Source organism: Exiguobacterium sp. ZOR0005 (assembly GCF_000798975.1).
Taxonomy (GTDB): Bacteria; Bacillota; Bacilli; order Exiguobacteriales; family Exiguobacteriaceae; genus Exiguobacterium; species Exiguobacterium aurantiacum.
Genome location: NZ_JTLB01000012.1, coordinates 258,392 through 279,844, shown reverse-complemented (window position 1 = coordinate 279,844; position 21,453 = coordinate 258,392). Strand labels below are relative to the sequence as shown.

General features: G+C 56.3%; 23 protein-coding genes and 1 other annotated feature. Of the genes, 14 read left to right on the top strand and 9 right to left on the bottom strand.

The features are described from left to right. Window positions 1–128 precede the first annotated feature (128 nt). The 5 genes from L971_RS05015 (at window position 129) to L971_RS04995 (ending at window position 3,057) form a co-directional block, all read left to right on the top strand. Window positions 129–845, top strand: coding sequence for a GntR family transcriptional regulator (locus L971_RS05015; protein WP_047374667.1), 717 nt, complete (start codon window positions 129–131; stop codon window positions 843–845). 129 nt (window positions 846–974) lie between these two features. Continuing rightward, complete coding sequence (locus tag L971_RS05010) at window positions 975–1,190, top strand: DUF6440 family protein (RefSeq protein ID WP_047374664.1); 216 nt, start codon at window positions 975–977, stop codon at window positions 1,188–1,190. Between the two features lie 33 nt (window positions 1,191–1,223). Next, a complete protein-coding gene (locus L971_RS05005; RefSeq protein ID WP_047374661.1) occupies window positions 1,224–1,928 on the top strand; it encodes an ATP-binding cassette domain-containing protein in 705 nt (234 codons plus the stop codon). Next, entirely contained in the window at window positions 1,925–2,698 is a 774-nt protein-coding gene (fetB, locus tag L971_RS05000; protein ID WP_047374659.1) for an iron export ABC transporter permease subunit FetB, read from the top strand. Before L971_RS05005 ends, fetB begins: the two co-directional genes overlap by 4 nt. Then, a complete protein-coding gene (locus L971_RS04995; RefSeq protein ID WP_047374657.1) occupies window positions 2,695–3,057 on the top strand; it encodes a VOC family protein in 363 nt (120 codons plus the stop codon). The genes fetB and L971_RS04995 overlap by 4 nt, the downstream gene beginning before the upstream one ends. 33 nt (window positions 3,058–3,090) lie before the next feature. Here the strand turns inward: L971_RS04995 and L971_RS04990 are convergent, their stop codons facing one another. Genes L971_RS04990 through L971_RS04975 form a run of 4 tightly spaced genes read right to left on the bottom strand, consistent with a single transcriptional unit; the run spans window position 3,091 to window position 4,633 of the window. After that, window positions 3,091–3,432: a DUF4440 domain-containing protein gene (locus tag L971_RS04990; RefSeq protein ID WP_047374655.1), complete on the bottom strand. Its 342-nt coding sequence runs from the start codon at window positions 3,430–3,432 to the stop codon at window positions 3,091–3,093. A 22-nt stretch (window positions 3,433–3,454) separates the two neighbouring features. Beyond that, complete coding sequence (locus tag L971_RS04985) at window positions 3,455–3,790, bottom strand: multidrug efflux SMR transporter (protein WP_047374653.1); 336 nt, start codon at window positions 3,788–3,790, stop codon at window positions 3,455–3,457. Window positions 3,791–3,801: 11 nt separating this feature from the next. Next, the gene (locus L971_RS04980) at window positions 3,802–4,110 is read right to left on the bottom strand and encodes a multidrug efflux SMR transporter (protein WP_047374651.1); all 309 of its coding nucleotides are present in this window, start codon (window positions 4,108–4,110) and stop codon (window positions 3,802–3,804) included. A gap of 1 nt (window position 4,111) precedes the next feature. After that, complete coding sequence (locus tag L971_RS04975) at window positions 4,112–4,633, bottom strand: TetR/AcrR family transcriptional regulator (protein ID WP_047374649.1); 522 nt, start codon at window positions 4,631–4,633, stop codon at window positions 4,112–4,114. A gap of 334 nt (window positions 4,634–4,967) precedes the next feature. Between L971_RS04975 and L971_RS04970 the strand changes: the two genes are divergently transcribed. The 5 genes from L971_RS04970 to L971_RS04950 are packed head-to-tail and all read left to right on the top strand — an operon-like array spanning window position 4,968 to window position 9,530. After that, the gene (locus L971_RS04970; RefSeq protein WP_156111493.1) at window positions 4,968–5,969 is read left to right on the top strand and encodes a siderophore ABC transporter substrate-binding protein; all 1,002 of its coding nucleotides are present in this window, start codon (window positions 4,968–4,970) and stop codon (window positions 5,967–5,969) included. A gap of 11 nt (window positions 5,970–5,980) precedes the next feature. After that, window positions 5,981–6,976 (top strand): ABC transporter permease, encoded by a 996-nt coding sequence (locus L971_RS04965; protein WP_369793344.1) that lies wholly within the window; start codon window positions 5,981–5,983, stop codon window positions 6,974–6,976. Then, window positions 6,973–8,034: an iron chelate uptake ABC transporter family permease subunit gene (locus L971_RS04960; protein WP_047374643.1), complete on the top strand. Its 1,062-nt coding sequence runs from the start codon at window positions 6,973–6,975 to the stop codon at window positions 8,032–8,034. The genes L971_RS04965 and L971_RS04960 overlap by 4 nt, the downstream gene beginning before the upstream one ends. Continuing rightward, window positions 8,031–8,783 carry an ABC transporter ATP-binding protein gene (locus L971_RS04955; RefSeq protein ID WP_047374641.1) on the top strand — a complete coding sequence of 251 codons (753 nt, stop codon included), beginning with the start codon at window positions 8,031–8,033 and terminating at the stop codon, window positions 8,781–8,783. The genes L971_RS04960 and L971_RS04955 overlap by 4 nt, the downstream gene beginning before the upstream one ends. 24 nt (window positions 8,784–8,807) lie before the next feature. Then, window positions 8,808–9,530 carry a bifunctional nitric oxide dioxygenase/dihydropteridine reductase 2 gene (locus tag L971_RS04950; RefSeq protein ID WP_047374639.1) on the top strand — a complete coding sequence of 241 codons (723 nt, stop codon included), beginning with the start codon at window positions 8,808–8,810 and terminating at the stop codon, window positions 9,528–9,530. A 108-nt stretch (window positions 9,531–9,638) separates the two neighbouring features. Here the strand turns inward: L971_RS04950 and L971_RS04945 are convergent, their stop codons facing one another. From L971_RS04945 to trpE, 3 genes are all read right to left on the bottom strand, one after another. Continuing rightward, window positions 9,639–10,079: a small multi-drug export protein gene (locus tag L971_RS04945; RefSeq protein ID WP_047374636.1), complete on the bottom strand. Its 441-nt coding sequence runs from the start codon at window positions 10,077–10,079 to the stop codon at window positions 9,639–9,641. 279 nt (window positions 10,080–10,358) lie between these two features. Next, window positions 10,359–10,934, bottom strand: a complete 576-nt coding sequence (locus tag L971_RS04940; RefSeq protein WP_047374634.1) for an aminodeoxychorismate/anthranilate synthase component II — start codon at window positions 10,932–10,934, stop codon at window positions 10,359–10,361. Continuing rightward, window positions 10,931–12,262 (bottom strand): anthranilate synthase component I, encoded by a 1,332-nt coding sequence (trpE, locus tag L971_RS04935; protein WP_047374632.1) that lies wholly within the window; start codon window positions 12,260–12,262, stop codon window positions 10,931–10,933. The genes L971_RS04940 and trpE overlap by 4 nt, the downstream gene beginning before the upstream one ends. Before the next feature lie 54 nt (window positions 12,263–12,316). Continuing rightward, window positions 12,317–12,549, bottom strand: a binding site (T-box leader). A gap of 174 nt (window positions 12,550–12,723) precedes the next feature. Between trpE and L971_RS04930 the strand changes: the two genes are divergently transcribed. Continuing rightward, window positions 12,724–15,408: a S8 family peptidase gene (locus tag L971_RS04930; RefSeq protein ID WP_052200279.1), complete on the top strand. Its 2,685-nt coding sequence runs from the start codon at window positions 12,724–12,726 to the stop codon at window positions 15,406–15,408. A gap of 36 nt (window positions 15,409–15,444) precedes the next feature. Here L971_RS04930 and L971_RS04925 read toward each other — a convergent pair whose 3' ends face one another. Then, window positions 15,445–16,137, bottom strand: a complete 693-nt coding sequence (locus tag L971_RS04925; RefSeq protein WP_047374629.1) for a DUF4956 domain-containing protein — start codon at window positions 16,135–16,137, stop codon at window positions 15,445–15,447. Beyond that, window positions 16,134–16,874, bottom strand: coding sequence for a polyphosphate polymerase domain-containing protein (locus L971_RS04920; protein WP_047374627.1), 741 nt, complete (start codon window positions 16,872–16,874; stop codon window positions 16,134–16,136). Before L971_RS04920 ends, L971_RS04925 begins: the two co-directional genes overlap by 4 nt. Before the next feature lie 115 nt (window positions 16,875–16,989). Here L971_RS04920 and L971_RS04915 point away from each other — a divergent pair, with 115 nt between their 5' ends. The 3 genes from L971_RS04915 to L971_RS04905 all read left to right on the top strand — a co-directional run bounded on the left by L971_RS04915 (window position 16,990) and on the right by L971_RS04905 (window position 21,387). Then, window positions 16,990–19,275 (top strand): CotH kinase family protein, encoded by a 2,286-nt coding sequence (locus L971_RS04915; RefSeq protein ID WP_047374625.1) that lies wholly within the window; start codon window positions 16,990–16,992, stop codon window positions 19,273–19,275. 168 nt (window positions 19,276–19,443) lie between these two features. Further along, a complete protein-coding gene (locus L971_RS04910; RefSeq protein ID WP_024370639.1) occupies window positions 19,444–19,818 on the top strand; it encodes a nuclear transport factor 2 family protein in 375 nt (124 codons plus the stop codon). Between the two features lie 159 nt (window positions 19,819–19,977). Next, on the top strand, window positions 19,978–21,387 hold the full coding sequence (locus tag L971_RS04905; protein ID WP_047374623.1) for an Ig-like domain-containing protein: 1,410 nt from the start codon (window positions 19,978–19,980) through the stop codon (window positions 21,385–21,387). The last annotated feature ends 66 nt before the right edge of the window (window positions 21,388–21,453 follow it).

Sequence of the window (21,453 nt, the reverse complement as noted above, 5' to 3'; positions counted from 1 at the left end):
ATATAACAAATGATACAAATATCCGCAATATTAAAAGTACAAATAATACAAATAAGTTTTTGTATTTGCATTTGTATGTTCTATGTATCACAATAAAGGAAAGAAGGACGAGACGAAGGGGTGACAGAATGTCGCAATCGACGCTTCAAACGGCAATCAAAGAAGAGTTATTGACCCGCATCAAGAGCGGTCATTATAAAGAGGGAGAGAAGTTCCCGACCGAATACGCCCTCTGTGAGGAGTTCGACGTCAGCCGGACGACGGTGCGTGGGGCGCTCAACCAGTTGACGACGGAAGGCTATCTCGTCCGGCAACAAGGACGTGGCACGTTCGTGGCGGGAAAAAAAGTCCGTCAGACGTTATCGCATACGCCGAACAATTACGCGGCCCAGCTCGCTGTCCAAGGGAAGCGCGGCCAAGTGTCGCTCCTCGAACTGTCGGTCGTCTCGGCGACGAAACAGCTCGCCGACATTTTCGCGGTCGACGAACAGGCGCCGATTCAAAAGATTGAACGGCTCCGCCACGCCGACGGGCATCCGACGCAATATGAGATTTCCTTCATCCCGTGGAGCATCGCCCCGGGCATCACGAAAGAGGAGGCTGAGCACTCGCTGTTCCAGACGCTCGCGAACGTGCATGACGTCCACGTCGCGAAGACGACCGAGGCGCTCGAGATCGCACTCTCGGATGAAAAGGTGAGCGGACTGCTCGACTGCCCGCTCGGGACGCCCTGCTTTTACATCGAGACGGTGACCGAGGACGCGTCAGGGAAAACGATCGAATATTCACGGTCTTACTTCAGAGGGGACAAGACGAGCTTCGTCATTGAGCGGAGCTATTCCTAACACGCCGACAACCGGCGTGTTTTTTGTCGTCATGATTCGCGAGGGATCTCGTCATAGGCTTCGATGCCCCGCATTCATTGCAACGCGCACGTATGTTGCGTAAAGTTGAAAGTAGAAAGGCGGGATACGATGTTATTCAAAAAGAAAGCAGACGTAGAAGGAACGAAACGATTCGCTGTGAAGCTGACGGAACAGTTGCCGGAACTCGGACAAGTGACGATCCTCGTCGACACCACGACCGGCGTCAACTACATCCAGACGTGGGTCGGTACGAGCGGGGGTATCACGCCACTTATTGACGCGAACGGGGACGTCGTCGTCGACAATGTGTCGCCTCATCAGTGACGATGAATCGGATTGAGAAAGGATTGGAGTCGTATGCACATCATCGAGTTTAACGGGGTCAGTCACGGGGACATCTTACATAACGTGACGGGCTATTTTAGAGAAGGACGGATCACGACGTTCGTCGGTCCGAGCGGTGCCGGGAAGACGACGTGTTTGAAGCATATCAACGGCTTGCTGTCACCGGACGGGGGCGATATTTATTTCAAAGGCGAGAACATTCGCGACATTGATATCATCGCCCTGCGCAAACGGATCGGGATGGCGTTCCAGAGCGCGCCGATGATTGACGGGACGGTGTATGACAATCTGAACTTGCCGAAATCAATCTTCGGGGAGACGCTCGACCGGGACAAGGCGGCCTCGCTATTACAAGCTGTCGACTTGAACGAGCAGATGCTCGACAAGCCCGTCAAAACGCTGTCGGGCGGGGAACGGAGCCGCGTCGCCATCGCCCGGACGCTCGTCAACAAGCCGGACGTGTTGCTCTTAGATGAGATCACGGCGAGCCTCGACTATCGGACGGTGAAAGAGATTGAACGGCTCATCGTCCGCCTGCAGCGCGAATATGGGGTCACCGTCATTTGGATCACCCATGACTTGGATCAAGCGCGTCGTGTCAGTGACGACATGTGGTTTTTACGGAACGGCGAATTGATCGAGTTCGGGGACGCCTCGTTCATCGATAAGTCGGACAATCCGATGATCGGGCGGTTCGTGAGGGGGGAAGAGCTATGACGTTCGTTGAATTGATGACGTCACTCATTTTTGTGGCGATTCCGCTCGGACTGGCGCTTTATCTCAAGCTCGGACTCGAACGTGACATCGTCATCGCGACGGTGCGTTCCATCATCCAACTGTTGGTGATCGGCTACATCTTGACGTTCGTCTTCGAGAGCGACAACCCGGTGTTCATGCTGCTGATGATCCTTCTCATGATCGGGGCGGCGACGCAGAATATCATCAAAAAAGGGGACGGCATCCCGGGCATCACGTGGATGATCGTCCTCACGCTCGTCACGGTCGAGGCGCTGACGATGGGGCTCATGCTCGGGCTCGGTATCATCCCGTTCGAGCCGGACAAAGTCATCCCGATCAGCGGCATGGTCATCGGCAACTGTATGGTGTTGTCGCTCCTGTTCTTGAACAAGTTCAAAGACGAGGTCGAGCGGAGCGACGAGGTGATCGAGCTCGTCTTGTCGATGGGCGGGGCGCCGAAGACGGCGATCGACCGGAGCTTGAAGAACGCCATCCGCACGAGCATGATTCCGACGGTCGAGGCGCAAAAGACGATGGGGCTCGTCCAACTGCCGGGCATGATGAGCGGTCTTATCATCGGCGGGGCCGACCCGATGGAGGCGGTGCTCTATCAACTCCTCATCTTGTTCCTCATCTTGACGACGGCGACGATTTCGGCCGTCATGGTCGGCTATCTCGCGTATCCGCGCCTGTTCAATGAGAAGCTGCAGTTCGTCGGCTTGACGTACGAGAAAGGGGACACGACATGATTACAGGCATCCATCACGTTCAAATCACGATCCCGACCGGGGAAGAAGCGCGGGCCCGTGCCTTCTATTGCGATTTGCTCGGATTAGAAGAGATTGAAAAGCCTGAGTCGCTACGAGGACGCGGCGGGTTTTGGCTCAAACTCGGCGACCAAAGCGTCCACGTCGGCGCAGAGGACGGGGTCGACCGGTCACGAACGAAAGCACACGTCGCCTATGCTGTTACGGATTTGGAGGCATGGGGACGACGGTTGGAAGCGGAAGGGATTGACCGCATCACGGGCATCCCGATTCCCGGCTTTGACCGGTTCGAGTTCCGTGACCCGTTCGGCAACCGTGTCGAGATGATTCAAGTGATATGACAAAGGAGCACCCATCGCGGGTGCTCCTTTATTCTATGGGATGGGTGTCCCTTGATGAAACTTCATTTTCCACGTTCCGTCAATCCGTACCCAAATCGAGCTGCGAAGCGCAACGTTTCCGGTCGCGCGGTTCTCGGTCCGATACGTGGCGAGGACGACGTCGTCGCGGATGACTTCGAGGTTGAAGTCGGTGAGCGAGACGTCGATGTCGCCGAGGTCCATCGTGTTCGTGTCTTCTTCTTTGTAGAGGAGGCGTCCGGAGCTGCCGATTTCAAAGAAATCCTCGGTCAACAGCTCTCGTAACTGCTCCGGTGACGAACGGACTTCTGACGTCAACAATAACCGTTCCTTCTCTTCGATCAATGGTGCGAGCATCGTGTCACTCCTTTCTGGACGGTCAACCGTGTACCGTATTCGTTTTCCCGAAATTCATGACGATGACACCGAGCACGATGATGATGAGTCCGATACTGTTCAATGTCGACAACACTTCGCCGTAGACGAACACGCCGATCAGCCCCGTCGCGACCGTGCCGAGGCCGGCCCAAACGCTGTAGGCGATGCTGAGCGGGATCGTCTTCAAGACGATGCCCATGAGCGTGAACGAGACGGCGAAACTCGCGAGCAGAATCATGCTCGGAACGAGTTGTGTGAACCCGTCCGACAGCTTCAACATCGAGGTCCCGAGCACCTCGAACGCGATCGAGAACAGTAAGAATATATATCCTTTCATCCATGTCCCTCCTATACTTTCATCAACACGAGCCCGACGATGACGAGCCCGATGCCGGCGACGGTCTGTTTGCGGACTTGCTCGTTGAAGACGAGGAAGCCGATGAGTGCCGTCGCGGCCGTGCCGACCCCGCTCCAAAACGCATAGGCGAAGCTGAGCGGGATCGACAGGAGGGCGAGCGACAGCAAATAAAACGCCGTCACATAGCCGAGCGCGACCCCAAGAATCGGGAGACGGTTCGACGACGTCGCGTTGAGCTTGAGCATGCTCGAGCCGAACACTTCAGAGATGATTGCTCCGGCGAGATAGAGGAAGCCCATCTTAGCCACCTGCCTGTTCGAGCGCGTCACACTTCTGAAGGAGGAGGCGGGCGGCCTCGTCTTTGAAGGCGTCGCTATAGCCGTACGTCAACGCGAACCAGAAGCCGTCGCACAACAGCCGGAGTTCGAGCACGCGCGGGTCGGCCCCGTCGGCGAGAAAGCGTTCATCCCATCGGCGCGCCGCCTCATTCCAGAGCTCACCGCTCGCGTCTTCTTGTGACGAGATGAAAACGGCGCTCAGACCGATTCGTGCCGCGTCCATGTAGTCGAGTGTCGCCTGAGCGTAAGCTCGTGTGAACGGGTAAGGTCCGTCCGTCATATGATGATGGATCCGTGCCTCGAACTCGGTGATGGCAAGCTCGTTCATTTGGCGTAATAAGTTGTCCTTCGTCTCGAAGTGGTAGAGCACACCGGCTTTCGTGATGCCGACACGTGCGGCGAGCCGCTCGAGCGATAACTGTTGAATGCCGTCCTCCCGAATCATATGGGCGGCCGTCTCAAGAAGTAATTGTTTTTTGTTCATCATGTTCACCTCATTTACTTTACTAAACGGTCAGTAAAGTAAATGTATCAATTTCCGTACAAAGTGTCGAGAAAAGGAGGTCTTATTTTCATTAGCTGGGATGTAAATATTATTTTGTCGTTATAAGGAAAGAAAAATATTTCCAGTCCCTTTTTGATAATTTGGCATTGCACATCCTTTTTTTGTTTGATATGCTTCTCAATGAAAACGACAATGATAATCATTATCACTGAGAACGAATCCGCAGAAGCATCCATACATAAAACAGAGGACATGGACGCGTTCGAGTTGAGACGATTGTCATTCAATACAGATACATAAGGAGATGGACGGAATGGGGAAATTTAAAGTGTCACTCATGTTGACATTACTCATCTTCGTGCTTGCCGCATGCGGCGGGACGACAGAAACGAAAGAAACAGGAGAAGTGGAAGGTGCCGAGGCACCGAAAACGGTTGAAATCACCGATGCGCACGGCACGATTGAAGTACCGGTCAAACCGAAGAAGGTCGTCGCTCTCGACAACCGTACGTTCGAGACGCTCGCGGCGTGGGACATCGAACTCGCGGCGGCACCGATCGGCTTGTTGCCGGCCGAGTCACCATACGCGAAAGATAGCGATATCGCTGACGTCGGCATGCACTTTGAGCCGAACTTAGAGGCGATTGCCGGAGTCGACCCGGACGTCGTCATCGTCGGGCAACGCTTCGCCGATTACTACGAAGACATCAAAAAACTCGTACCGAACGCGGCCGTGATCGACTTGTACATCGACATCCCGGAAGATGCGGGCACACCGGGTGAGATTCTCGTCAAAGGATTGACGGACACGACGCTCACGCTCGGGAAAATCTTTGATAAGAACGAAGAGGCGGCACAGCTCGTTGCGGACCTCGACAACTCAATCGACGGTGTGAAATCAGCTTACAACGGTGAAGACACGATCATGTCGGTCATCGTCTCAGGCGGAGACATCGGCTTCTCGGCACCAATTTCGGGCCGCGTCTACGGCCCGATGTATGACATCTTCGGCTGGACACCGGCGTTAGAAGTCGAGAAGACGACAGGCGACCACCAAGGGGATGAAGTGTCGGTCGAAGCGATTGCTGAAAGCAACCCGGATTGGCTCTTCGTCCTTGACCGCGACGCACCGCTCGCTGGAGCAGAAGGTGCCGTACCGGCAGCGGACGTCATCGACAACGCTCCGGCGCTTCAAAAGACGACAGCCGTCAAAGAAAAGAACATCGTCTACGCACCGAACGACACATACTTGAACGAGTCGATTCAAACGTACTCTGAAATGTTCAACGACATCGCACAAGCGCTCAAGAAGTAAGGAGTGCTATCGTGCAAACACCACTAACTCGGGCTGAGACATTGTCTCAGCCCTCCTTTTCTACCATATGGACGAAGTCGTTCACCTTCGCGGCGCTCGTCGTGCTGATGCTTGCGGTCTTATCGCTCTTTACGGGCGTGTATGATATTCGCGCCGACTTCGATATGTTTTGGATCACGCGTGTCCCACGGACGGTCGCCCTCATGTTGACGGGGGCGGCGATGGCGATGTCGGGGCTCGTCATGCAGCTCATCACCCAAAACCGGCTCGTCGAACCGACGACGACCGGGACGCTCGAATGGGCCGGGCTCGGGCTCTTGACCGTGTACTTGCTCGTCCCGGCACCGACGCTCATGATGCGGATGACAGGTGCGATCGTGTTCTCGTTCGTCGGCACGATGGTGTTCTTTTGGTTTTTGCGTTCGGTCAAACTCCGGTCGTCGTTGATCGTTCCGATCATCGGGCTCATGCTCGGTGCCGTCATCTCGGCCGTTTCCACGTTCCTCGGCCTGTTCTTCCGGATGAGCCAGACGCTCGAAGGCTGGTTCGTCGGCTCGTTCGCCTCGGTCCAGGTCGGACGCTATGAGTATTTATGGCTCATCCTCATCTCAACGGTGCTCATCTTTTTGCTCGCGAACCGGTTGACGCTCGCGGGACTCGGAGAAGACGTCGCGACGAGCCTTGGGGTGAACTACAACCAGCTCATGATGATCGCGACGGGGCTCATCGCCCTCTCGGTCGGTGTCGTGGCGACGGTCATCGGCAACTTGCCGTTCCTCGGCTTGATCGTCCCGAACCTCGTCTCGATGTTTCGCGGGGACGACCTCCGCAGCAACTTGCCGTGGGTTTGCGTCGTCGGGATGGGGGCGATCCTCGTCAGTGACTTGATCTCACGGACGATCATCGCGCCGTTCGAACTGCCGGTATCACTCATTCTCGGAACGGTAGGGGCGATCGTCTTCATCACAATCTTACTGAGACAACGCAAGCAAGGAGGGGTTCGATGAGTACGGTCATAGAAAAAGAGGCGTATGAAATCGACGTCCATCCGCTCGAAGGAGCAGAACGGAGCGCCTCCGCGTTTCGGTCGAAACGAGAAGAACGCCGCTATTGGTTGTTCCTCGCCGCTTTCATCGTCGGAGGCATTCTATGCGCGCTCGGGCTGTTGCTTTACAACAACCCGGTGCCGATCGACTCACCATCATTTTGGCCGGTCGTCGAGCGGCGCATCGTCGCCGTCACGACGATGGCGATCGCGGCACTTTGTCAAAGTCTCGCCACCGTCGCCTTCCATTCGGTGACGAACAATCGCATCATCACGCCGTCGCTCCTCGGGTATGACGCGCTTTATTCGACGATTCAGACGAGCATGATTTTCTTCTTCGGGGCCGGCGCCTTGGTCGGCTTCACCGGGACGGGAGCGTTCTTGACACAAGTCGGGCTGATGGTGCTGATGAGCCTGTTGTTGTATGGCTGGCTGTTATCGGGGAAATACGCCAACTTGCAACTCATGCTCCTGATCGGGATCATCATCGGGACCGGGCTGAACTCGGTGTCGACGTTCATGCGACGCATGCTTGTGCCGTCTGACTTTGATATCCTGCAGGCGCGGCTGTTCGGTTCGGTGACGAACGCGGACGCGGCCTACTTCCCAATCGTCATCCCGATCGTGCTCGTCGTCGGGGTATTGCTTTATGCGTTCTCGAACCGACTCAATATCGTCTCGCTCGGGAAAGACGTGGCGACGACGTTCGGGGTGAACCATCGCGGGAGCGTCATCTATACGCTCATCCTCATCTCGCTCTTAATGTCGGTGTCGACCGCTTTGATCGGGCCGCTCACGTTCTTCGGATTCTTGGTCGCGACGCTCAGCTATCAAGTCGCTTCGACGTATGACCATAAATACGTCTTCCCGATGGCGTTCGCGCTCGGGTTCTTCGTGTTGACGAGCGCCTACTTTTTCATGTACCACATCTTCAATACGCCGAGCGTCGTCTCCGTCATCATCGAGCTGTTCGGAGGCATCATTTTCTTGGCAGTCATTCTTAAGCGGAGGTCCTTATGATACAACTCGAACAAGTGAAAAAATCGTATACGGACAACGTCCACATCGGACCGATCGACCTTGATATCCCGAAAGCCGGTTTCACGTCGTTGATCGGACCGAACGGGGCAGGGAAATCGACGACACTCATGATGATCGGGCGTCTGCTCAATTTGGACGAGGGACAGATTCAAGTTGCCGGCATGGACGTGTCGAGCACGAAATCGAAAGACTTGGCGAAAATCGTCACCATCCTCCGGCAAGAGAACCATTTCGTGACGCGTCTGACTGTGCGTCAACTTGCCGGCTTCGGCCGTTTCCCGTACTCGAAAGGACGGCTGACGAAAGAAGACGAGGCGATCATCTCGAAATACATCGACTTCCTCGATTTGACGCACCTCGAGCACCGCTATCTCGACGAACTGTCGGGTGGGCAGCGCCAACGGGCGTACGTCGCGATGGTGCTTTGTCAGGAGACGGAATACGTCCTGCTCGACGAGCCGCTCAACAACTTGGACATCGCCCGCTCGGTGCAGATGATGGAATATTTGCGCCACGTCGCCGACGAGTTCGGCCGGACGATCGTCACCGTGCTCCACGATATCAACTTCGCGGCGAAATATTCGGATCGGATCTGTGCGATGAAAGACGGGCAGATCGCCGCGTTCGGGACGGTCGATGAGATCATGGACGGGAAAATCCTGTCCGACATCTTTGAGACGAAGCTCGAGATCATCCAAGGGCCATACGGACCAATCGCGGTCTACTAATTAATATAGAAGGAAGTGACGACGATGCACATATACTGGACACCGATTCAACAAGTTGTAAAAGAGGCACCAGATACATACACGTTCCAACTTGAACTACCGAACGGCTTCACGTGGGAGGAAGGGGCGCATACGCATTTCGCGCTCGAAGGGTTCAACAAAGAAGAGCGACCGAACCGGAGTCTGATTCGCCATATGTCGATTTCGACGTTGCCGCGAGAAGGTGTGATTGGCATTACGACACGTATTAAAAAAGAATGTTCCGAGTTCAAGTCGATTCTCCGGAAAATGTCGCTCGGTGAGAACGTCGCCATCTTCAAGACGCATTCGAACGTGCCGTTGAAGCGCGTCGGGAAGAACGTCTACTTGTTGTCGGCCGGTGTCGGGCTCGCGACGTTCCGTCCACTCGTCCTCGACTACTTGACGGACGGGGAAGGGATGCCGCACCTCCATTCGTTGAACGTCGACTCGTCGGCGAACTATCTATTTCAAGATGTTTTCACGTCGACCGATACGTTCACGGCTGATTTCGTCGACAGTCGCGTTCGTTACCACGAGGCGGTCAAGACGCTCGCGCAGGATTTGGACGGGCTATATTACGTCGTCGGGAGCGATGACTTTTTGCGTGAGACGATTGCGACATTGCGTGAGCGGGGCATTGCGCGCGAACAGATTGTGCTCGATAAGCATGATTTTCAGTTGGATGCGTTTTTCATGGAAAGAGACGAAAATGCAATCTCTTCTTGATTCGAAAAACCAGGAGTAAGGAACAATCTAGCGCAAAAAAGGGGTTGGATTCATTCAACACAGAATGAGTCCGATCCCTCTTTGTTTCCCAAAGACGTCAGATGCGCCTCAGAATGTGAACTCGATGCCTTTCGAGGTGAGCCAAGCGATGATCACACCGTATCCGAATATGCTGATGGCTGAATAGATGAGGAGGGTGGAACGCTTCATCCCGATCGAATGCCCAATCACACCGACGACCCATGAGCCAAGTAGCGGCGTGACGAGGATAATCGACCAGCTACCATGCTCACGCATCAAATGACTGAATCGGTGTTTCTCTAATCGATCAAGCCAGCCGTTGAGGCGTTTGAAACGATGGAGCCAATCATAGAAATACGCGAGCAGGGGAACCGGCAAGAAGTTACCGAACCCGGCCCAAAGCACCGCAGAGACATGATCGAGACCGAGTAACATCGTACTCGGGATGGCCAAATAGATTTCGAACATAGGGAAGAAGCCCATAAACCATGCGGTGGCGGAAAGACTGATGTATTCAAAAAGATTCATGTTGATTCTCCTTAGCTTTCATTGTTCTTCAAACAAACAGAACTGGAAGGTTTATACGTTGATTATTCGATTGGTGAGCTAGTCATGTACGGGAAATCGATGTGCGGTTCACTTTCTATTTAGTTTAGTTAACTTAACTATAAAGTCAATTAAACCTAAATGCAAGATGAAATGATTTTCATTAATAGTTTGGATTATTCTCATGAACTGCATGAAAAAGCGCATCTCCGATTTCTGCGAAGACGCGCTTTATTAGTTGATTGATTCATTTAGACATACTCAGACCGGGGACACATGTCCCGCACTTTTCGCGCAACATGCAACGAACCGCTCGAACAGATTTCGTCCCTCGGGCGTCCCGATTGACTCAGGGTGGAACTGGACGCCGTACGTCGGGTGTTCGGGATGCTCGAGCGCCATGATGACACCGTCTTCCGTACGAGCGGTCACGATGAGATCCGTCGCTTGGACGACGAGCGAGTGATAACGCATGACGTCGAGCGGCTCGCCATCGAACAAGACGGACGGGATCGCCAAAATGCGTGACGTCTTCCCATGCATCACTTCATGCGCACGTCCGACCGTCCCGCCGAACGCCTCGGCGATGACTTGATGGCCGAGACAGACACCGAGTATGGGAATGACGCCGGACAGCTCCCGGACGACGTCGAGTGAGACACCGGCATTACGCGGACCGCCGGGACCAGGGGAGATGATGATGCCAGACGGATTGAGGTCACGAATCGCCTCGACCGAGAGTTCGTCGTTTCGGACGACGGTGACGTCACTGAATCGGGCGACGTCTTGATAGACGTTGTATGTGAACGAGTCGTAGTTGTCGATGAGTAGAATCATGCGAACACCTCCAGAAGGGATTTGGCCTTATGCAGCGTCTCTTCATATTCCGACACGGGGTCGGAGTCATAGACGATCCCGGCGCCGGCTTGCACATGGGCCGTGTCGCCTTGCACGATCATCGTCCGGATGGCGAGGGCGAAGTCGAAGCCGCCCCGGACGTCGAGATACCCGACCGCCCCGGCGTACACTTCGCGTTTCACCGTCTCGAGCTCGTCGATGAGCTGCATCGCCCGAATCTTCGGCGCCCCGGAGACGGTGCCGGCCGGAAGACAGGCGCGCAGGGCGTCAATCGGGTTCAAGTCGTCGCGCAGCTCGCCTTCGACCTCGGAGACGAGGTGCATGACGTTTTTGAAGCGCTCGAGCTCGATTTGTTTCGGGATCGTGACGGTGCCGACCTTTGCGACGCGGCCGATATCGTTTCGCCCGAGGTCAAGGAGCATCCGGTGCTCGGCGAGTTCTTTCTCATCGGCGAGGAGCGACTCCCCGTGACTTATGTCTTCTTCGACCGTCTTGCCGCGCGGGCGTGTGCCGGCGATTGGGTTCGTCGTCACCCGGCTCCCGCTCACTTGGACGAGGCTCTCCGGGGAGGCGCCGAGGACGATCGCTTCGCCGAGGTCGATATAGAATAGGTACGGGCTCGGGTTTTGTTTCCGGAGTGTCCGGTAAAAGTGGAACGGATCGCCGGTGAACGTCGCGTCGATTCGTTGCGATAAGACGAGCTGGAACACCTCGCCGGCGAGAATCGCTTCTTTCGCTTTCAAGACGCGTTCGATGAATTCGTCTTTCTCGGTCAAGATGCGCTCGCTCGTCCGGACGACCGGTTCGAGCATGTGCGTCTTTGCCGTCTCGAGTTGACGCTGAATCCCGTCGAGCCGTTCCGTCGCGTCCGTGTCGCCGGTGTCGATCAAGATGACCTGTTCCTCGAGGTGATCATACAAGACGACCGTCTCATAGCGCTGGAACAATGCGTCCGGCAAGCCGCGCGTCTCGCTCGGCGTGTTCGGGATCGGTTCATAGACACGTTGCATGTCGTAACCGATATACCCGACGGCCCCGCCGATGAACGGGTATGGGGCGTCCGGGACGTCACGGGTGATGAGCGTGGACAAGTGGGCGAGCGGATCATCTGTCTCGATTGTGCCACTCGCGTCCGATACGCTCTTCCCATCGACTCGAATCGTCTCGACCGGGTTCGCCGCGATGATCGAGTAGCGGCCGTGCTTGCCTTCGGCGCGGCTCTCGAGCAATACTTTCCGTTCACCTGCTAGACGGTGGAAGATTGCCACCGGTGTCAGTTCGTCGCCATTGATGATTCGTTGTTCCATAAGATTGACCTCCTTAAACTAAAAAAACTCCCCGCCCCTCATGCCCTAACGGACATGAAGGACGAGGAGATTCCCCGTGTTGCCACCTTCGTTGAGAGACACCACGTCTCCCCACTCATCGCGAACGATCATTCGCTGTCCTCGGTAACGGGAGGACCCGTCAGAGCCTACGTATCGGTCTGAACGCTCAAAAGCCCATTCATGCGGGCGACGCCACCGGTTCACATCGACCACCGGCTTTCTGGAGACGTCACGTCCGCACTACTCTTCTTTCTCATCGCGAGTTCGTATGATGTTATCGTCACTTTACCGGGCATGGGACGACTTGTCAATATACCGATAGTCAAAAACTTTGAAATCAAGATGAAATGTTTTCGTAACATAATTGAAACATTTTCTGACATATCCCGTATACTATATCCAAGGTGATACACCTAATACTTGGAAAAGAGGGAAACAAGATGAAACGAATGGTGCAACGGACCGTCGCGACATTGCTCGCGGTCCTACTCGTCGTCTCGCTCGTCCCGCCGCGCATCCATGCCGATGCCGGCGCCGGCATGAAGCAGGCGACACGGCTCGAGGCCGGGAAGGCCGTCACGTTCACGACGGGCGTCGAACCGGTCAATACATACTGGTTCAAGCTAGAACGGAACGGACCGAGTGACATGACGCATATGCAAATCGTCATGGAAGCGACGAAGCTCGCTCATATCTCGGTCTATCCGAGTGCGGACATGGGCGCGAAGGACGAGACGTTCTACCCGTATCGGGCGAGCGCCTCGAAAGAGGACGGGAAAGCGACAATCAACCTTCCGTACGCTTGGGAAGGACCGTACTATGTGAAAGTCGAGTATATGCCGATGGAAATGCCGGACATGTACCCGCCGGAAGAGAGCTTCTCGCTTGAAGAAGGGGAAGAATCAGAAGAACCGTCGGGCGAGCCGGACATGTCCGAGTTCGCCTCGGAGATCGAGCTCGTCTACAACCCGGTCAAACTGCCGGTGAAATATGAGCAACAAGGCGGCGACATGTGTGCCGTCGAAACGATCTTCATGTCAGCGAACGATCAAAAGACGATGCTCGAGTTGATTCGCCGCGTCCAGACCGGTGTCCTCAACCAGTCAGAACAAGGGCGTGAACTCGCGGCACTTTACTACCGTGCCTCGCCGTATATCGTCAAGGCGATTACGTTCGACAAAGCGAAACGTCAAGCGGCCTATCAAGATCTCATGACGTTGAAACCGCTCTTGACGGCGCTCGTCGACCGGAAACAGCATACGGTGTCATCGAAAGAAGCGACGGCGATCAACCGGATGCACGGTCTCGTCAACCAGAGCGTGCCGGAAGGGTTGAAGGCGGACATCGCCTCGGTCGCCGGACTCGCTGGAATGGACGAACTCGCCGGGACGCCGATCACGGACGTGTTCGACCGCATCGGCATCACGGTGAACGTCTCGGACGCGCCGCGTTACATCGTCAAATACAAGTCGTCACCGAGCCAGTCGATCGGCAAGATGAACGCACTGCGTGACGTCTCGGCCGAACGCCTGTCAATCGGGGCGTCAGGTGACCACTTCGCCCTCGTCGACGTCGAGGCGGCGTCAGCGAAGACGCAAGCGTCAGCCCAAACGATGCTGAACAATGACCCGAACGTCGAATACATCGAGCCAATCGAGAAATACTCCGCGTTCATGGTCGATCCGACGTACAGCTATCAATGGTCGGTCAACAGCCGTTCCATCTTGAAGCCGTTCGCGGATGCGGGCATCGGGCTCGACAAGTACGAGGCGCTCAAACTGAACGCCCGTAGCGTGAAAGTCGCCGTGCTCGATACCGGGGTCGACCACCGACTCCTCGACTTGAAAGGGAAAGTCGATGTGAAGAACGGGAAGAACTTCGTCGACCCGAACGGGGAAGGCGATGCGATCGATGACCACGGTCACGGCACACATGTCGCCGGCGTCATCGCCGCCGCGCAGAACAACGGCACATCGATGCGCGGCATGATGCCGAACGTCTCGATCTTGCCGGTGAAAGTACTCGATTCATGGGGTTACGGGGAGACGGACCAAATCGCACTCGGCATCAAGTACGCCGTCGATGCCGGGGCGAAAGTCATCAACATGAGCCTCGGTGGTTCAGAGAGCCGGACGATCGGTTACATGCTGAAGTATGCCCATGACCGCGGCGTCATCATCGTCGCCGCGACAGGGAACGACGGCCAGTCGCTCGTGTCGTACCCGGCCTCGTCGAAATATACGATCTCGGTCGGCGCGACGAACACGTTCGGTCTCGTCAGCGACTATTCGAACTTCGGCATCAACGTCGACGTCGTCGCACCAGGATCGAAAGTCGCGAGTCTCGTGCCGGACGGCAACGTCGTCTATATGGACGGGACGAGCATGGCGACGCCGCACGTCGCCGCGGCCGTGGCGCTTCTCGTGTCACAGCACCCGCGGATGACGGTCGAAGGCGTCCGCTCGATCCTTCGTCGCTCGGCCGAACCGCTCGCCTTCACAGGGGGCGACGCGCCGAGAGACCCGCGCATGTATGACGGGATGCAGCAAGTGCTCGACGAATTGAAGGTGCCGCTCCTTCCATACTATGACGTCGTCAGCGGATACGGGAAAGTGAACGTCTATCGCGCCGAGTCGATGCTTCAAATCGCGCCAAAGCCAGGCCGCGTGTTCGACAACGCGCCGGTGTTCACGGTCGCGGCGAAGCCGGGCACGGTCGTCAACGTCTATAACGGGACGAAGCGCATCGGGTGGGGGACGGCACGGAACGGCAGCGTGACGATGTCGCTCACGCCGCAAAAGCCGGGCACGGTGCTCCGCGTGACGTATACGAACGGTTCGCTCTTCACAGGGGAGCGCGTCACGGTCGCGAAAGGGCTCCGTCCGAACGCACCGAGTGTCACAGCTCCGCGTGAGAACGCGAAACACGTGACAGGGAAAGCCCAAGCCGGCATGACGGTCGTCGTCCGTGACGCACAAAAACGCGTCATCGGGAAGTCGAAAGTGACGCTCGCTGGCACGTACACGGCGAAAACCCGCGCCTTGAAAAAAGGCGAGCGCTTGTCGGTCCATGTGGAAGATGTGACGAAAAAAGTCAGCAAGATCACGACGGTCATCGTCAAATAAAAAAATCGGTCCTCTCGCGAGGGCCGATTTTTCATGTCAGAAGATTTCCGTATTCAAATAGTTGACGGACACTTTCAAGTTGCCGTTCATCTTACGGAGCTCATCGATGATCTGTTTGTCTTTGACGCCGTCCTTGTTTTGGACGATATAGACGAGCTGGATCATCGTGCCGAGGTTCGTCGTCTCGACCGAGCGGAGCGCGTAATACTTGTAGTGCTCCGAGAGCACCCCGTCGAACGCCGTCTCGTCATGCAAGTTCTCCGGCACCGTGATCGACAGCCGTTTCTTGTCCGAGCCGCCGCGACCGAAGTCGAACGTGTACAACAGGAGGATGATGACCGACAGCGATACGGTGAACAGGATGGCGAGTATGTAGAAGCCGAGGCCGCACGAGATGCCGGCCGCCATGCCGAAGAAGATGAAGGCGATGTCTTTCGGGTCGCTCATCGCGCTCCGGAAGCGGATAATCGAGAACGCCCCGACGAGACCGAAGGCGACGGCGACGTTGTTGCCGATGACGATCATGATGACCGACACGGTGACGCCCATGATGATGATCGTCTGGACGAACGATTGGGAGTAACGGGCCCCCGTGTGCGTCTGTTTATAGAGATAGGCGATACAGAGCGTCAAGATGAAGCTGAGGAAGATGGCCGCGGCCGCCTCGAGCACAGTGAGGCGCGAGGTGACGTCGGCGAGCTGGCGTACTTCGTTAAAGAAATCGGTCATGACAAAATCCTACCTTCGCTTAAGTTTTCGTGTTCCAACAATTCGACGCTCGTACAGAACTTCGAGACGCTCTGTTTATTGCATTCGAGGTCCGACAAGATGCGGGCGAGCCAGAACGGGACGACCTCGGACACTTTCACTTCGAGGACGACGAGACCGGAGTCGATGAAATGATGACCTTCGGGCCCGTGTTCGATCCGCAGGTCGTCGTTTCGGCACATGAGGTTGTAGTCGAACGTGACACGCAAATCTTTCTCGAACGTCCCGGAGAACGCTTGCCGGTCATAGCTGACGACCGTGTTCGGTTTTAAGTCGTACAAGTGCTGGAAGTGGAGCGCTTCTTTCAAAATTTGCGGGTTCGACGCCTCGACCGTCTCGAGCGGTTTGTTCGGGTCGCGCAGGATGTCGTACGCCTGATGGAGCGGGAGGATCGTCCGGCGCTTGTTGACGACGTTCTTGAACTTCTGTTTCACCTCGATGAACGAGGCGCTGCCGAGGTCAGCCTGGTCGTATACGCGCAGGCGCAGCTTCTGGCGGAACGGGAGCTTGTTGCGCGTCTCGTAATAGATCGACTTGTCGTTTGAGTCGAAGTAGAGGCTGACTATATTATATTTCCCTTCAGGGTTGCCATACGTGTCGTAATGCATGTACGGCATGATGAGCTCACGGAGCTCAAGGTACTTCGCAAATGGGATTAAATACTTGATCTCGTATCGCTTGAATATCTCTTGGGCCACGGTGTCTCTCCTTTATCGGGATTGTTAAATATTTGTTAAGGTGTGTTAGAATTCAAGTATACTGTTACAGCACACGAATCGCAAACGTACATCGACGTCGGGAGGCTCGTATTATATGAAGGTACTAAAAGTCGGATTGTTGGCCGCCGTGCTCGCCGGGACGTGGGGCGGCATGTATTACATCGCCGAAGAGAACGCGACGGCCGGAGCGGCGTTCGAGGCCGCGCTCGCCGAGGAGCTGAACATCCCGGTCGGCTCGTTCAACCAGAACAAGGTCCGGGGCGTCACCGCGCTCGACTTGTCCGGCTATAGTTTGACCGATTTGACAGGGCTCGAACATTTTCAATCGCTCGAGACGCTCAACCTGTCCGGCAACCGTTTGACCGACGTGTCAGCGCTCGTCGACTTACCTCATTTGAAAGTGGTCGACTTGAGCTTCAACCGTCTGACGGACGTGCCGGATCTCCCGGACACGCTCGAGACGCTCGATTTAGAAGGGAACGACGTGAGCGACATCTCGTTCTTGCCGGCGTCTGAGACGCTCACGACGCTCAACTTGCGTGACAACGACGTCACGTCGCTCGAGGCGCTCGAACGGACCCCGAACGTGACGCATCTGAACGTCCGCGGCAACGCCATCGAATCGATCGAGCCGCTCCGCGGGCTGACAGGACTCGTCAACGTCAATCTGCGGGACAACCGCATCGCCGACTTCTCGCCGCTCGAGAATCTCGACATCTCGGAACGGCTGTACGTGACGGGGAACGCGACGCACGACTATTCGAGTCTCGACGGGATCGCCGAGCAAGTCGTCGACCGCGACTTCGAACGGTTGCCGGACCGACCGACGTTCTCGGTTGACAGTGGCATCATCGCACCCGGGACGGCGCTCTCGCTCGAGGCGACGGACGGGGCCGAGATTTTCTATACGACAGATGGGAGCGACCCGACACCCGAGTCGACCCGCTATATGAGCTCAATCACGCTCGACCCGTCGCTTACCGCAGGCGTGCCCGTCTTATCGAACAATCGGACGGCGACGAACCGGACCCCGCCGACGTTTGAACGGGGGGCGGCCGAACGTGCACTCGTCATCCGCGCGATTAGCGTGAAGGATGGGGCGACGAGCGCGCTTTCGACGCGGACGTATTTACTCGACGCGGACTTGTTCACGTCGAACCTGCCCGTCGTCTCGCTCACGACCGATGCGAGGAACTTGTTCGATGAGAAAATCGGCATCTATACACCAGGCGACGTCCCGGACGGCCCGCTCGAGATCGGGCGCGGCAACTTCTTCGAGACGGGGCGGGAATGGGAGCGACCGGCCCACGTCGATTACTTCGAAGGCGGCGAGCACGTCTTCGGCCAAGACATCGGCATCCGCATCCACGGCGGCTTCTCGCGCGGTCTCGCGCAGAAGAGTCTTCGCTTGTACGCGCGGAGCGAGTACGGGCAGAGCCGGTTCTATCACCCGTTCTTCCCGGGGAACGACGAGACCGAATTCAACCGTCTCCTCCTCCGGAACGCCGGCAACGACTGGCAAGGGGCGATGCTCCGGGACGCGTTCATGCAGGAGCTCCTCGCCGACCGTCCGCTCGACTTCCAAGACTATCAGCCGACGATCGTCCTCGTGAACGGGGAGTATTGGGGGCTGCATAACTTGCGGGAACTGTATTCACCGGATTATTTCGAGATCAAATACGACATCGACGAGACCGAGCTCGCCATCCTCGAGGCGGACCAAGACATGCCGGACGGCTTCGTCATCGAGACGGGGCAAGACGCCGATTTGATTCATTACCGGGAGATGGTCCGCTTTGCCGAGACGAACGACTTGAATGAATCCGACAAGTTCACAGAACTCGAACGGCAGATGGACGTCGACAACTTCTTGGAGTACGTCGCCTATCAGGCGTTCTACGGCAACCTCGACAGCATGTTCAACAACTACGTCGTCTGGCGCAAGGCGACGGAGCTGACGGACGATGACGTCTACGGGCACGATGGGCGTTGGCGCTGGGTCGTCTTCGACCTCGACCAAGGCTTCGCCGGGCGCTTGCCGCTCGAGGAGAGCATCAATTACGACATGTTCGCCTACTTGACCGGTCCTGGGTCGGAGCACGCGCTGTTCCGCTCGCTCATGGCGAGCACGGAAGGACGGGAGCGTTTCGTTGAGATCTTCGACGAGCTGCTCGCCGGGCCGTTCACACCGGAGGCGATGACGTCGAAACTGGACGAGGTCGCGAGTGCGGTCGTGCCGGAGATGCCGCGGCAAATCGCGCGCTGGGGGAACATCCCGTCCGTCGACGCGTGGGAGGCCGAACTCGCCGAGATGCGCCAGTTCGCCGAGCGGCGTCCGGCCGTCATCCGGCAACAACTAGCCCGTTTCGGGACCGAATGACGAGAGGCCGGTGGTGACACCGGTCTCTTGACGTGTGAGGAGGCGTAGAGACGGGTATAGACCGAAAAATGATTCCTCATTCATGTTTGGTAAAAACTAGGTGTGACAAGCCCGGATGAAGCAGGGCGGATTGTATGGTATGATGAACGCTGAAAGGAAGGTACATCTATGGAAACATTGAATATGAAACAACTTTCTGACGACCGGGCCACGTTCCAGACGGGCGGGGACCTCGAGGCGATGCGCGGCATCATGCACGATTCGTTCCGCTACGTCGATTCGAGCGGCCGTCAGTTCGATAAAGAGACGTTTTTAGACCAGTTCGTCGACCCGGCGTCGGTCCAGTGGATCGCCCAAGAGACGGTCACGTTCGACGAGACGGTGAAAGGCGACCTCGCCATCGTCCAACTGTTGTTAGAAGAGCGGTTCATCCTTGGGACGAACGCGTATGAGGGGCGCTTTTGGGCGCTCCACCTGTATGTGAAAGAAGGCGAATCGTGGCTCTGGCAAGGCGGTCAGGCGACGATGATTCACGAAGTATGAGCCTGAGGCATCTCCCATTTCGGAGGTGTCTTTTTTTTATGGTTCCCAAAGATGAAAAACATGCGCATAATTTAGAAATTTATGTACCTATTTTTAAAATAATCCAATATAATAAATTTGTTGTCTATTGCTACATTATTTTAGGAGGAATTCATAAACATGAAACAACCGAAGTATTTATCACTTTTCCTCGCCGGGACACTCGTCATCGGCGGCTTCAGCCCATCGTTCGTCGCGGCCGAAGGGAACACCGAAACGGTCGAGCCTGTCGAACAGACGGAAACGACAGACACAACGGTTCCGACAGAACCTGAAGTGACGACTCCAGTCGAAACGACGCCGGAAGTCGAAGCTGACGTGACGGCACCGGACGCACCGGTCGTCTCGGCCGTGTTCCACACATCGACGTCACTCACGATCAAAGGCGAAGTCGGCGCGAAGGCGGAGATCCTCATCTCGGGCAAAACGTATGAGCGCATCATCCGCACGAACGGCGAAGCGATCTTCACGATGTCACCGCAACCGGTCGGACGCGTCATCGACGTCCGTTTGGTCGATGCGAGCGGAAACGTGAGCGAGACGACGACGATTGTCGTCGCAGAAGACGAAATGGCCCGCCCGAAAGCCCCGGTCATCGGGAAAGTTGATAATTCATCACGCGCCATCGAAGTGACGGGGACGCCAGGACTCGCGGTCACGGTCACGGTCGGCGGCAGCACGTTCAACGGCTCGTTCGATGCGAACGGGAACTACCGTCGCGTCATCGCGCTCCAAAAAGTGGGCACGGTGCTCACGGCACAAGCGAAGAAACCGAACGGCGCGATCAGCGAGCTCGTGAAGTCGACGGTCGTCGCGGACACGGTCGCACCAAACAAGGCGCGCCTCACACAAGCCGTCACGACAGTATCGAACGGGATCGCCGGAACGGCCGAGCCGCTCGCGACGGTCATCGTGACGATCGACGGGAAAGCGTACACGGCCCCGGTCATGTCGACAGGGAAGTTCGTCTTACCGATCCCGAAACAACCGCTCGGGAAGAAGATGTCGCTCGTCGTCCGTGACGGCGCCGGCAACCGCAGTGCCGCTGAGACGCTCACGGTGCAACATGCGCTCTTCAACAACTTCCACCGCGTCAACATGGACGGCTTCCGCATGACGCTTCATAAGGAAGTGTTCGCCGCAGACGGATCGGTCCGTTACAACGAGACGTTCGCGCCGCTCTTCTTTGACCGTCCGACGAAAGCCAACATGGGCTTCCTCGTCAACTACATCGCGGAAGACGGTGAGCCGCTCGAGTTCGAGAAGCTCCGCATCCGTGTAGGCAAGGCGTCGTTCGTCCACACGATCGACCCGTACGATGTTGATTACTACGAGTATGACGATGGGACGGTCGAAGAGTCGTACTTGTTCCAACCGGATGCGAAGATGATCGCGTTCATCAAGCAACACGTTCGTCCGGAGAACCGGATCGTCGTCACGATCGAAGGATATGACTACGAAGTCGAATGGGCGCTCCTCGGAGGCGAGAAGCGCGCGTTCATCCAGTCGCTCCAATACGCTGGATACTAATATAGAAGAAAGTCGCGAGAGAAAGAGCTGTCGGCCACGTGTCGGCGGCTCTTTTTGTGTACTTTC